At 57.7% G+C, this 12,859-nt stretch carries 11 protein-coding genes; 6 read left to right on the top strand and 5 right to left on the bottom strand.

The window, feature by feature from the left end; genetic code table 11:
- Positions 1 to 78: 78 nt before the first annotated feature.
- From AC2FJV_RS00505 to AC2FJV_RS00490, 4 genes are read left to right on the top strand one after another with little or no spacing between them, the layout of a single operon-like run.
- Positions 79 to 1,110, top strand: a complete 1,032-nt coding sequence (locus tag AC2FJV_RS00505; RefSeq protein ID WP_142635752.1) for a branched-chain amino acid ABC transporter permease — start codon at positions 79 to 81, stop codon at positions 1,108 to 1,110.
- A 3-nt stretch (positions 1,111 to 1,113) separates the two neighbouring features.
- The gene (locus AC2FJV_RS00500) at positions 1,114 to 2,319 is read left to right on the top strand and encodes a branched-chain amino acid ABC transporter permease (protein ID WP_142635754.1); all 1,206 of its coding nucleotides are present in this window, start codon (positions 1,114 to 1,116) and stop codon (positions 2,317 to 2,319) included.
- A 9-nt stretch (positions 2,320 to 2,328) separates the two neighbouring features.
- Complete coding sequence (locus AC2FJV_RS00495; protein ID WP_142635756.1) at positions 2,329 to 3,084, top strand: ABC transporter ATP-binding protein; 756 nt, start codon at positions 2,329 to 2,331, stop codon at positions 3,082 to 3,084.
- Positions 3,085 to 3,093: 9 nt separating this feature from the next.
- Entirely contained in the window at positions 3,094 to 3,849 is a 756-nt protein-coding gene (locus AC2FJV_RS00490; RefSeq protein ID WP_142635758.1) for an ABC transporter ATP-binding protein, read from the top strand.
- Positions 3,850 to 4,173: 324 nt separating this feature from the next.
- On the opposite strand, the gene gph is transcribed toward AC2FJV_RS00490, so the two are convergent.
- On the bottom strand, positions 4,174 to 4,839 hold the full coding sequence (gene gph, locus AC2FJV_RS00485; RefSeq protein WP_496688840.1) for a phosphoglycolate phosphatase: 666 nt from the start codon (positions 4,837 to 4,839) through the stop codon (positions 4,174 to 4,176).
- A gap of 220 nt (positions 4,840 to 5,059) precedes the next feature.
- Here gph and hemP point away from each other — a divergent pair, with 220 nt between their 5' ends.
- Positions 5,060 to 5,227, top strand: a complete 168-nt coding sequence (gene hemP, locus AC2FJV_RS00480) for a hemin uptake protein HemP (RefSeq protein WP_142635762.1) — start codon at positions 5,060 to 5,062, stop codon at positions 5,225 to 5,227.
- Positions 5,224 to 5,700: a hypothetical protein gene (locus AC2FJV_RS00475; protein ID WP_142635764.1), complete on the top strand. Its 477-nt coding sequence runs from the start codon at positions 5,224 to 5,226 to the stop codon at positions 5,698 to 5,700. Before hemP ends, AC2FJV_RS00475 begins: the two co-directional genes overlap by 4 nt.
- 52 nt (positions 5,701 to 5,752) lie before the next feature.
- On the opposite strand, the gene AC2FJV_RS00470 is transcribed toward AC2FJV_RS00475, so the two are convergent.
- The 4 genes from AC2FJV_RS00470 to AC2FJV_RS00455 form a co-directional block, all read right to left on the bottom strand.
- A complete protein-coding gene (locus AC2FJV_RS00470; protein ID WP_496712055.1) occupies positions 5,753 to 8,818 on the bottom strand; it encodes an aminotransferase class III-fold pyridoxal phosphate-dependent enzyme in 3,066 nt (1,021 codons plus the stop codon).
- 108 nt (positions 8,819 to 8,926) lie between these two features.
- On the bottom strand, positions 8,927 to 9,799 hold the full coding sequence (locus AC2FJV_RS00465; protein ID WP_281972465.1) for an NAD(P)-dependent oxidoreductase: 873 nt from the start codon (positions 9,797 to 9,799) through the stop codon (positions 8,927 to 8,929).
- Between the two features lie 97 nt (positions 9,800 to 9,896).
- Positions 9,897 to 10,286, bottom strand: coding sequence for a Cu(I)-responsive transcriptional regulator (cueR, locus tag AC2FJV_RS00460; protein ID WP_142635768.1), 390 nt, complete (start codon positions 10,284 to 10,286; stop codon positions 9,897 to 9,899).
- The gene (locus AC2FJV_RS00455) at positions 10,283 to 12,763 is read right to left on the bottom strand and encodes a heavy metal translocating P-type ATPase (RefSeq protein WP_496712051.1); all 2,481 of its coding nucleotides are present in this window, start codon (positions 12,761 to 12,763) and stop codon (positions 10,283 to 10,285) included. Before AC2FJV_RS00455 ends, cueR begins: the two co-directional genes overlap by 4 nt.
- Positions 12,764 to 12,859 lie beyond the last annotated feature (96 nt).

Raw genomic sequence — 12,859 nt, 5'->3', positions numbered from 1 at the left:
CGACGAAAATTCTCTGACCTAGAAAACGGGCTCTCCCGCCTATGGGGGAGTCCACTGGACAGGCCAAAGGTGGGGACTATGGACGCCATTCTTCTGCAAATTCTGAACGGGTTGGACAAGGGGTCGGCTTATGCGCTGATCGCGCTTGGCCTGACGCTGATCTTCGGAACGCTTGGAGTTGTGAACTTTGCCCATGGGGCGCTGTTCATGATTGGTGCGTTCTGCGCCGTGTCTTTGCAAAAACTCTTTAACTTGAGCTACGTGACCCTTGATGAAAGTCAGAAAGATTTTCTGGGCAACCCGCTGAAGGTTGAAACCCCGTATATAGAGGCCTGGTTCGGCCCCGAGATTGGCGCGTCAATCATAGATTGGTCCGTTCCTCTGGCTGTCCTGTTCGCGATCCCGATCATGTTGTTTGTCGGCTACGTGATGGAGCGCGGGCTGATCAAACATTTTTACAAGCGCCCTCATGCGGATCAGATCCTTGTGACTTTTGGCCTGGCGATCGTGCTGCAGGAGATCATCAAATATTTCTTCGGTGCCAATCCGATCCAGACCCCGCCCCCCGATATGCTGAGTGGGTCTGTTGATCTTGGCATCATGGTTGGATTCGATCCCAACGCCATCATCTATCCGATCTGGCGGCTGGTCTATTTTGGGTTTGCCGTTGGCATTATCGGAGCGGTGTTCTCGTTCCTGCAATTCACAACCTTTGGCATGGTCGTGCGGGCTGGCATGGCAGATCGTGAAACGGTGGGCCTGCTGGGGATAAATATCGACAGGCGGTTTACCATCATGTTCGGGATTGCGGCCGCGGTCGCGGGTCTTGCCGGGGTGATGTACGGGCCGCTCAACCCCCCAAATTATCACATGGGCATGGACTTTCTGGTTCTCAGCTTTGTGGTTGTGGTTGTGGGGGGGATGGGCTCATTGCCGGGCGCGGTTCTGGCCGGGTTCCTGCTGGGCGTGCTCGAAAGCTTTGCGTCGACCACCTGGGCCACGACCACGATCCCTGGCATCAACCAGATCATCATCTACCTTGTCGCCATCATCGTGCTTTTGACCCGTCCACGCGGGTTGATGGGGCGCAAAGGCGTGATGGAGGAATAAGCCATGTTGGGACTGAACAAGAGAGATACCAGCCTGCTGATCATCGTCGCCATACTGACCCTGTTGGCGCCCTTTATCCTGAACCCGTTCCCCGAAGGCAGCGCCATGGCGCAGTTCAACGCGGGCTATCCCGATTTGATGCAGCGGTTCGTGATCTTTGGGATTTTTGCGATCGGCTTCAACATTCTGTTTGGATTGACCGGATACCTGTCCTTTGGCCATGCGGCCTTTCTTGGGGTGGGGTCGTATTCCGCAGTGTGGATGTTCAAACTGCTCAGCTATAACGTCGTTCCGGCCATCGCGCTCAGCGTTCTTGTCGCCGGGGTGTTTTCGCTGCTGATCGGATTTGTCAGCCTGCGTCGGTCGGGCATCTATTTCTCGATCCTGACGCTGGCTTTTGCACAGATGAGCTTTGCTCTGGCCTATTCGGTGCTTTCGAACCCAAAATTCAACCTGACAAATGGTGAGACCGGCTTGCAGGTCTATGCGGACGATCCGCAGATCCTGCAATCGGCCAGCGCGCCGAACCTACCGCATCTGTTCGGCATTCCCATGCGCGCGACCTATACGTTGGATGTGGGTGCCTGGAGCTTTGACTTTAACGCGGGCTATTACCTGTGTGCGGTGATCATGATGGCGGTGTTCTATCTCTCTATCCGCATATTCCGCTCGCCCTTTGGCATGATGCTGCGGGCGGTGAAATCCAACCAGCAGCGGATGAATTATACCGGTCTAAATTCGAAACCCTACACACTGGCAGCCTTTGTGATTTCGGGCATGTATGCCGGTCTGGCGGGGGGGCTGATGGCCGCCATGGACCCGCTGGCCGGGGCCGAACGGATGCAGTGGACTGCCTCGGGCGAGGTGGTGCTGATGACAATTCTGGGCGGTACAGGGACCCTGATCGGGCCGGTACTGGGAGCAGGCTTTATCAAGTATTTCGAAAACATCTTCTCGAAGATCAACGACAATGTTCTGCACAGCTGGTTCGCTTTCCTGCCCGATGGGCTTGAGGACGCGGTTGTGTTCCTGATCCATCCGTTCATCGGCAAGGGTTGGCATCTGACGCTGGGTATCCTGTTCATGCTGGTGGTGATCTATCTGCCGGGTGGGCTGGTTGAAGGTGGTCAGCGGCTGATGGGCTGGTTCAAGCGTAAGAAACCGGGCGCCGATGATGCCCCGAAGGGCAAAACCGAGCCAGCGGAATAAGGGGGCACCATGGCAATTCTACGAGTCAAAGACGTCAGCAAACGCTTCGGTGGCCTCAAGGCGCTGTCGGATGTGAACCTCAACGTCGAAGAAAACTCGGTCCACGCGATCATCGGCCCGAACGGTGCGGGCAAGTCAACCTTGCTGAACTGTTTGGTGGGAAAGCTGATGCCGGATACCGGTTCTGTTTTGTTCGACAACAATTCTGTTCTGGGGTTGGAACCCTATCAGATCAACCAGATGGGTATCAGCCGTGTGTTCCAGACGCCCGAGATTTTCGGCGATTTGACTGTGATGGAGAACATGTTGATCCCGATCTTTGCGATGCGGGACGGCGCGTTTCGGATGCACGCCTATGAAACCATCTCCAGTGAAAAGGCGATTGTCGAGCAGGCCGAGGCGATGCTGTTAGAGATGAACATGGCTGACAAACGCGAGATGCACGCGGCATCGCTGTCACGTGGGGACAAGCGACGACTTGAGATCGGCATGTGCCTCAGCCAGAACCCGCGCCTGCTTTTGCTGGACGAACCCACCGCCGGGATGGCCCGGGCAGATACCAACAACACGATCGACCTGCTCAAACAGATCAAGGACGAGCGTGACATTACCATCGCCATCATTGAACATGACATGCATGTGGTGTTCAGCCTGGCCGAGCGCATCACCGTTCTGGCGCAGGGAACACCTCTGGTCGAAGATACGCCAGAAAACATCCGCGGGCATCCCAAGGTTCGCGAAGCTTATCTGGGTGAGGCCGCGTAAGGAAAAGCAATGAACGAGAAACCTGACTTTTCGAAAAACGCCAATATGGCCAGCACCGCCCCTGCGTTTTTGTCCGTATGGGACATGCATTCATACTATGGCGAAAGCTATATCGTGCAGGGCGTCAGCTTTAACGTGCACGAAGGTGAAATTCTGGCCCTGCTGGGCCGGAATGGTGCTGGCAAAACTTCGACGCTCAGATCCATCGCGCGGGTCAGTGACCCCGAGGTGCGTCATGGTGAAATCTGGCTGGATCACAAGCCGCTGCACAAAATGACCAGCTATGAGGCCGCCGCCGCAGGCCTTGGCCTTGTGCCCGAGGATCGCCGTATCATCCCCGGTCTGACGGTCGAAGAGAACCTGCAACTCGCCCAGATCGCTCCACCTGTCGGCTGGTCGCTGGAACGGCTTTATGAGCTGTTCCCAAGGCTGGGTGAGCGCCGCAAGCAAGAAGGAATTACCCTGTCTGGCGGAGAGCAGCAGATGCTGTCGATTGCGCGGGCTTTGGCACGGGACATCAAGGTGTTGCTTCTGGATGAACCCTATGAGGGGCTTGCCCCGGTGATTGTGGATGAGATCGAAAAGACTCTGCTTCACGTCAAACAGCAGGGTATGACCACGATCATTGTCGAGCAGAACGCGGTGCGCGCCCTGGAATTGGCGGACCGTGCGATCATTCTGGATACGGGCAGCATCGTGTTTGATGGAGCCGCCAGCGAGGTGTTAGAGAATCCACAGCTGCGCGAGGAATATCTGGCAATCTGAACATGCGGATTCAGCAATTTTTCTGAACCGTCGGGCGGGGTGTTCATCCCCGCCCTTTTTCGTTGTTCAATTTTCGATTGGCGGTGTCCTGGGGCCGGGTCACCAACGGAAAATGACAATATTCAACGAATTTCTAGAATTTACGGATAATTTATTATGTAATTTCAATACCCTATCTAGGGCTACGGGAAATCCCCTATATCTTTGATTGGAGCGATTCGTTAACTTCAAATCATCCAAGGAGTTTCCAAGGACCTACCACTTTTCCCCCTTGAGGGGCTGGCTACTTACCCCCTCGGCCGGCCCCTCACTAGTTGGGGGACATCAACCCAATTCCCCCAAAAGCTCACTTACAAGCGCAGGCACTTCGTACCAGTCGGCGAAGTTACGGGTATGATACAGTTCAGAAACCGGGCTTTTCCGATAACCTTCCGTGAATAGCAAAAAGGGAACCTGGGCCCGTTCAGCGGTTTCTGCATCGACCTCACTGTCACCCACGAACAGGCGCGGACCTATAGCGGCCACTGCGTTAAAACTTGCCTCAAGATGGGCTGGGTCTGGTTTGCGCGTGGCCAGGCTGTCACCACCCAGGGTGGCATCGAAATGATGGGTCAGGCCCATCGACTTCAGAACATGGTCAGCCGGTGCTTTGGGTTTGTTTGTACAAACACCCAGAACACATCCCATCTGGCGCAGCTGTTCAAGCGCTTCGGCCACGCCGGGGTAGACGACGGTTTTGTCGCTGGAGGCTGCGTTGTAGTGGGTCAGCGTCAGTTCCGATAGCTCGGCATGGCGATCCATAGGCAGGTCGCAATGAAACATCATGCGTTCTACCAATTTCGGGAGGCCATTGCCGACGAATTGTTTGATCGTGTCCTGGGGCAGGGGCGAGACACCAGTGTCCCGCAGCATTGCATTCGCAGCGGCGGTGATGTCCGGAAGGCTGTCGACCAGTGTTCCGTCCAAATCGAACATAATTGTAGCGCTCATTGAAATCCTTGCCTCTGAAGCTGCACCGCAAGTCCTAACTGGTGTGTTCAGGCAGTGCAATTCAACCCGGTTGCGAGAGTGAGATATTGAGGCTTGACATACCTGACTAAAATAATCAGATTATATTTCAAGCCGTCAGCAACCCCAGAATCGGGCCAGCCAGATACCTGAAAAGTAAACCGATAAGGCGCATTGCCCGAAACCTTCCGGAGTGATCCTGATGAATGTTCAGAACCCGAATCCCAGCCAGTCTTTTGCCGTATCAATGCTGCCTGCACATAAGGCTGAAGATCTGACCAAAGGGGGCAATCTGGCCCATATCGAGCTGGGCGATCAGCTGTACACCCTGCGCATCACGCGCGCGGGCAAACTGATCTTGACGAAATGAGCGCGCCTGCAGCCCGGGGTGGCGCGACCGTTGGCCGTCTGTCCGACCTAAGCCCTGTCGAGGCCGGTGCGGTCATGTATCTGCGCCTCTGGGGGGACGGAATGCAAACGCGTATGGATGCGGCGCAGGACTTTCAGATCGCCCTGGGTACGGATCAGGGCCGGGCAGCGATGTTGACGCTGGACCGGCTGTGCTCGCTTTGTGCCCATCACGGGCGGCGCCCGCTGATCCGGCATGGGTTGGGCTGTGTCTGCCTTGGCGCGGATGAAAACTGTTTCGCCCAGATGATTGCGGCGGCATCAGAAGGCGCGCGCGAAGACGCTATGATGATGGCGTCCCTGATCGTCCGTCCCGATTTTGCCCCCGCATTGGCCGCTTTGTCTGAGGAATTAGGGCTGGCTTTGCGACGCATGACGGTCTCGATCCCGATGCCAACCCCAAGACATCAGAACCCCACTGCCACGCTGCACTAAGCAGCAGGGCAGGTGCAGAACCCCGGCGAATGCGCGCCGGGGTTCCGTGCCCTCAGCAGCAGCCGCACCCTGCGTGGTGATGGTCATGATCGCATGAGGGTGGCGGGCTGTAATCACCAACTTCTGCCAGCACATCCCGTAATGCCCACAGGATCATGTCCACATCTTCCGCCTCGATCGTCAGCGGCGGGCGAATTTTCAGGATGCTGTCCTTTGGGCCTTCGCTGCCAATAAGAATCCGGTGGTCGCGCATCCGGTTTTTGACATATTGGCAGATCTCACGGCCTTCAGAGCCATCGGGGTTGATCAGTTCGACTCCAACGAACAGGCCCATGCCGCGCACATCACCGACAGATCCGAAATCGGTCTCGATCTGACGCAGGCCTGTCATCAACCTGTCGCCCATCAGGCGGGCATTGTCCTGCAAGCCTTCATCATCGACGATATCCAGAACTTCTTTGCCGATGCGGCAGGACAGGGTCGATCCGCCAAAGGTCGAAAAGAACTCGATCCCGTTATCAAAGCTGCGGGCGATCTCTTTGGTAGTAACCAGAACGCCCAATGGATGACCGTTGCCAATGGGTTTGCCCATGACCACGATATCCGGCAGCGCGCCTTGATGCTCAAAGCCGAAATAATATTCGCCCAGACGCCCCAGACCTGTCTGCACCTCGTCGGCGATGCAGACACCACCAGCGGCGCGGATTTTCTCATAAACCGCGGGCAGATAGCCTTTGGGTGGTATGATCTGCCCGCCAACTGAAGGGAAGGTCTCGGCAATGAAACCGGCAACGCCCTGACCTTTGTCCTGTAGGGCTGCAATCGCTGGGTCCACTAGATCTGCAAACTTCTCGGCGCGATCGGGGTCGTCGCGCCGGAAAGACCCTCGGTAGTCATCCGCGACCTCAACCAGTTCCACCCAATCCGCCTGACCAACTCCGCCCGGTTTGTTGAACTTATAGGCCGAAATTGCCACGGCGGCGGTGGTATTGCCGTGATACCCGTGATCGGGCGTCACGATCCCTTTGGCGCCGGTATGGGCGCGGGCCAGCCGCAGGGCGAGCTCATTGGCTTCGGTGCCGGAATTCACAAAGAAGCAGACCTCGAGGTGATCGGGCAGCTTGGACAGAACCTTATCGGCAAAAGCCGTCTGGGCCGGATGCAGATACCGGGTGTTGGAATTCATCCGCTTGAGCTGATCTGCTGCGACAGCCTGAATGCGCGGGTGGGCGTGGCCCACATGGGGTACATTGTTATACGCATCCAGATAAGGGCGACCCCATTCGTCAAACAGGTGATGCTTCCAACCGCGTACCAGCATGACTGGATCGTCATAGGTCAGGGACAGGTTGCCTCCGAAGTGGTCCTGCCGTCCCTGCAGGATCGCCCGTTTATCGGTCGGCCGATAGAACACCTTGTCATCGGGAAGGTTCAGCAGAGCCGCCGGATTCGGGCAGACGGCGTGCCACAGTTCAAGCTCGTCAGGGTCGCCAACACCCGGCCAGTTGGCCCGCATCCCGTTCGTAGTCAGGGCCAGCTGGAAATGTACATGTGGGGCCCAGCCCCCGTTCTGTGTGACATCCCCAAGCCGTGCAAACGCCGCTCCCTGTGCGACTGGATCGCCCGGGTTCAGCCTGTCGCAGACCTCGGGGTCCAAATGTCCGTAGAGTGTATAGAACGGATCGCCTTGGGGTGTTTCGTGATGCAGGATCACCACCCCGCCATAGTCAAGGTGACTGTCGCGATTCTCGACCGCCTCGACCCGGCCACTGATCGGGGCATTCAGGACAGTGCCGGCAGGCGCGAACACATCCACCGCCAGATGCACGGTGCGTCGGTCCGAAGCTTTCCATGGCCCTTTGCGGAACCCCGGCTCTGCGTAAATCAGGCGGGGTTCATTGTAATACCCCAACCAGAAGTCTGTGCCATTTTCCTCGCCAACACGTGCCGCCTCAGCCAGGGGCATGTGGAATGGGTTTTGCGGCCACACAGAGTCTTCGACCGATAGCGAGCCCATGGGCACATCTTTTAGACCCTGTCCAAACATCTCGGCGAATTGACCACGATGCGCGGACAGATAGGCATGGATGCGTTCGGCCCCATCGGTGACCGGCAGACTACAGGCGACGCGCAGGCGCGCTGGCATCAATCCGCCGTTGACGCTTTGGTCCTCAAGAAACCGCCAGGCCGGCGCCTGACTGATAGTGACATAAGGATCATCCGGGTTTTCAAGGGCCATCAGGGTCGAGTTCACAACCGACACAGCCAGTCGCATCCGCAAGAGAGGCCAGATCAGTTCGACTTCGTCCGCGCGCAGGGGGTTTGCCGCCTGATAGCCGCGCACCAGTGCCGCCAATGCGCGATCGGGTTGCGGATGATCCAATACGATATAGGCCCCGGCAATCGCCAGATCGCAAACGCGTGGCGCGGCACACATATCGCCAAGGTCAATCAAGCCCGACACCCCCGGGCGCTGGCCAGGCTCTGCTTCGACCAGAACGTTATAATCATTGGCGTCATTATGAATCGCCTGACTGGGCAAGCCTGCCAACTTGTCTGATATCGCATTGAATTCGGAACATATCTCGGCCAGCACTGCCTGCCGTGCGGGGCTACTAACGGTGTCCAGATGCTGTTCGATCCACCCTGCCTGCGTCAGATTCCATTTGAAATCGCCCCGGGCCAAACCCTCATGAGTGAACCGCTCTAATGCACGGTCTGTAGCACCCAGAACGCGACCCAGCTTTAGGATCAACTCTTCGGATTTGGGTGCCGATTTCGCATAGCATTGCCCAGGCAGGCATTCCAGCAACCAAACAAGGCGCGGTACCCCCTCGTGATCTTCGATCCGGGGCAGATAATCCCCCTGCAAATCGGGAAACACTGTAGGAAATGGCAGCCCCGGTGCTTCTGAGGCGATATGTTCCAAGGCTTTGACCTGGAGGTCCACAAGCTCTGCTTCGCATCCGGGGCGCATGACTTTCAGAACATAATCCTGTCCGTTGGTTGCCTGGACCAGAAAATTAAGATCGTATTCGCCGTCCAATCGGTTCAGCCGCGCGTCCAGCCCCCAGTTTTGCCGCAAAGCATTAGCCCAAAATGCGATGATGTCGTTCATTTGAAACCCTGTCCCAGTAAACCGGGGTCCTTTTCATCTGGCTAAAAATATCTTCGGGAGTGAATTGGCCCTGCGGGCCAAGAGGGGGCAGACAGCCCCCTTTTCCCGTTACCCCAATGCGCGCAACCGTTTAATAAGCGAGGAAGTATCCCACCGATTCCCGCCCATTTTCTGCACATCCTTATAGAACTGATCAACCAAAGCCGTCACCGGCAGGGATGCCCCTGTTTCATCTGCGGTATCCAAGCAAATTCCCAGATCCTTGCGCATCCAGTCCACCGCGAAACCGTGCTCGAAATGATCGTCCAACATGGTTTCATAGCGGTTCGCCATCTGCCAACTGCCTGCGGCCCCCTGACTGATCACTTCCACAACCGCCCGGCCATCCAGCCCGGCTTTTTCGGCAAAATGCAGCGCCTCGCTGAGGCCCTGAACCAGTCCGGCAATGGCGATCTGGTTGCACATCTTGGTCATCTGACCGGCGCCACTGTCCCCAATGCGGCGACAGATTTTGGAATAGACCTGCATAATGGGCTCGGCCGCGTCATAGGCAGCCTGATCCCCCCCGCACATGATCGACAGAACGCCGTTTTCAGCCCCGGCCTGACCGCCCGAAATCGGCGCGTCCACAAAGGCAATCCCTGCGGCTTTGCCCGCGCCATAAAGCTCTCGGGTTACCTTTGCCGAGACGGTCGTATGGTCGACGAAAACCGCGCCGCTTGACATTGCGCCGAAGGCACCATCGTCGCCGGTGCAGACCATGCGCAGATCATCGTCATTGCCCACACAAGCCATGACAAACTCGGCTCGCTCAGCCGCCTCGCGCGGGGTAGCGGCCATTGAGCCGCCATATTGGGCGACCCAAGCCTCGGCCTTAGCGGTGGTTCGGTTGAAAACCGTGACCTCATGACCTGCAGCCTGCAGGTGCCCGGCCATTGGATATCCCATGACACCCAAACCAAGGAACGCAACTTTTGCCATTTGGTGAACCTCTCTGCTGTCCGGGCCCGGTCAGATGCCGCAAGCCGGATTGTTTGGCAGAGACAAAGCAAAGCTGAAGACAAAGGGCAACCCCGTGTCAGGGTTGTCCGCCCAAATCCTTCAGGATCGGACAATCAGGCCTGTCGTCGCCGGCGCAGGCGTCAATTAAATGACCCAACGTATCGCGCATCGCATTAAGGTCGGCAATCTTCGCTTCGATCTGGACCATATGCGCGCGGGCAACCTTCTTCACATCTGCACTTGCGCGGGTTTCATCCTCATACAAGGCCATCAGGGTCCGGCAATCTTCGATCGTAAATCCCAATGCGCGGGCCCGGCCCAAAAAGTTCAGTTTGTGCACATCCTGACTGCGGAACCGGCGATAGCCATTATCATCGCGCAGCGGTTTGATCAGTCCGATATCTTCGTAATAGCGGATGGTCTTGGCCGGGAGACCGGTTTGGTTGGAAACGTCGCCGATATTCATGACGTCACCATTTGTGGAGCCGCCGGATGTGATCCCTCGGGCAGGCTGGCGCGAACCCTGCGAAGTCGCAACGCGTTGGTGACGACAAAGACGCTGGACAAAGCCATGGCTCCAGCCGCCAGAACCGGGGAAAGAAGCGGGCCGCCAAAAGGATACAGAATCCCGGCGGCGACAGGGATCAGCAAAACATTATATCCAAACGCCCAGCCCAGATTCTGTTGGATATTGCTCATGGTCCGGCGACTGATTTCGACTGCATTGGCAACCGCGCGCAGATCGCCCGACATCAGCACCACATCCGCCGTTTCAATCGCCACATCTGTACCCGTGCCGATAGCGATGCCGACATCCGCCGCAGCCAATGCCGGGGCGTCGTTAATCCCGTCACCGACAAAGGCCAGCTCTCCGAACTGGTCGCGCAGGGCGTTGATTGTAGCGAGCTTTCCGTCCGGCAGGACCTCAGCTGTGACATGATCGATGCCCAGCTTGTCTGCCAAAGCCTGCGCAGTCAGGGCGTTGTCCCCGGTGACCATCGCCAGCGTTAGGCCCATAGTGTGCAGCCTGTGCAAAGCTTCGATCGTGCCCGGTTTGACCGGATCCGAGACCGTAAGAAGTGCCGCAGCCTGAGCGTTGATCGCGACGAATACGGGGGTTGCCCCTTCGGCGGCATGCTGGTCGGCCTGTTGGCTCAGCGCGGATAGATCAATGCCGTTCTGCGCCATTAATCTGGGTGAGCCGATCAGCAGATCGTGCCCATCGACAGACGCGCGGGCGCCCAGCCCAGTCAACGATTCAAAGCCGGCGATAGGGGGCAGGTCCGCCGGTCCGGCCCGCGTGATGGCCGTGGCAATCGGATGCTCGGATCGCGCCTCGACCGCAGCGGCCAGCCGTAAAACGGTATCGCGGTCAAACCCATTTATGGTCGTGACATTCGCCAGTTCAGGGCGCCCCAGTGTCAGAGTCCCGGTCTTGTCCAAAGCGATGATCTTGGCCTGTTGCAACTGCTGCAAAGCATCGCCTTTGCGGAACAGCACGCCCAGTTCAGCCGCGCGCCCCGTGCCCACCATGATCGACGTCGGAGTCGCCAGCCCCATGGCGCAGGGGCAGGCAATGATCAAAACCGAAACCCCTGCGACCAGCGCCATCGGCAAGGCAGGCGCAGGGCCAAAGATCAGCCAGATCGCAATGGTCAGTAGGGCAACGCCAATCACAACGGGAACAAACCACGCCGTGATCCGGTCGACTAGCCCCTGTATCGGCAACTTGGCACCCTGAGCTTGCTGAACCATCTGGATGACCTGCGCCAGCACCGTTTCGGACCCAACACGCGTGGCGCGCACGCGCAGCGCGCCCGTGCCGTTGACCGTGCCCCCTATCACCTGATCTTCGGCCGATTTCCCTATAGGAACGGGTTCGCCGGTAATCATGCTTTCATCCACGTATGAGGTGCCGTCCAACACCTGAGCATCGACTGGGACGCGCTCTCCGGGTCGGATCTGCAGCACATCGCCAACCAGTATTTCGGATATGGGTCGATCGACCGTGCCCCCGTCCTGTTCTAGCCGGGCTGTTTTCGGTTGAAGCCCGACCAGTTTGCGAATAGCGGCCCCGGTCCGGCCTTTTGCCCGCGCCTCCATCGCGCGACCCAGCAGGATAAGGACCACGATGACCGAGGCGGCCTCGTAATACACATTTGCACTGCCTTGTGGCAGAACCTGAGGCGCAAAGGTGGCCAGGACGGAATACAGATAGGCGGCACCGGTTCCCATCGCGACCAGCGCATTCATATCAGGTGTCCCGCGCAGCAAGGCCGGGATACCCTTGGCATAGAACACCCTTCCGGGGCCGATCAGCAGAACCGACGTCAGGACAAACTGGATGATATGGCTGGTCTGAATCCCGATTGTTGCCTGAACCCAGTGATGAAAGGCTGGGATCATGTGCCCGCCCATCTCGAGTATAAACACGGGCAAAGCCAGCGCCGCAGCGATCAGGGTGGTGCGGATCAGCGCAGAGGCTTCGCCCGGTTTCTCATCGTTGCTTTCGGCCATCCTGGAAGGGTGCGCCGGATAGCCCGCTTTGGTGCTTAGCTGCGCCAGCTTCACAGGATCAGTTGCCCCGTCGGCAAAACGAATGGTCGCGGTTTCAGTGGCCAGGTTGACCCGAGCACTTATGACGGCCGGGTCTGCGCAGAGTGCTCGTTCAATCCTTGCGACGCAAGAAGCACAACTCATACCGTCAATCTGCAGAACGGCTTCTGCCACTGACACCGGATAACCAGCTTTGTCCAGCGCGCCGGTCAGGTCGCTGATCGGCCCGTCATAAGTGACCTGTGCAGTCTCGGTTGGGAAGTTGACCGAAGCCTCGGTAACCCCGGGAACATTGCGCAACGCAGATTCCACGCGGCCTACGCAGGATGCGCAGCTCATTCCGGTGACCTTCAGTCTGATAGTATGTGAGTTGGCCAATCGACTCATCCTGTCCTGTTTCCAACCCTAGATGGGGGTTCCAGTCACAGGAAGGTCAAGGGCAGAGATCATGATTCAGGCACAATCTCTTGTTTCGAGGGCCGT

This window comes from Ruegeria sp. CDSA241 (assembly GCF_059611265.1).
This window is presented reverse-complemented; position numbering and strand designations above follow the sequence as displayed.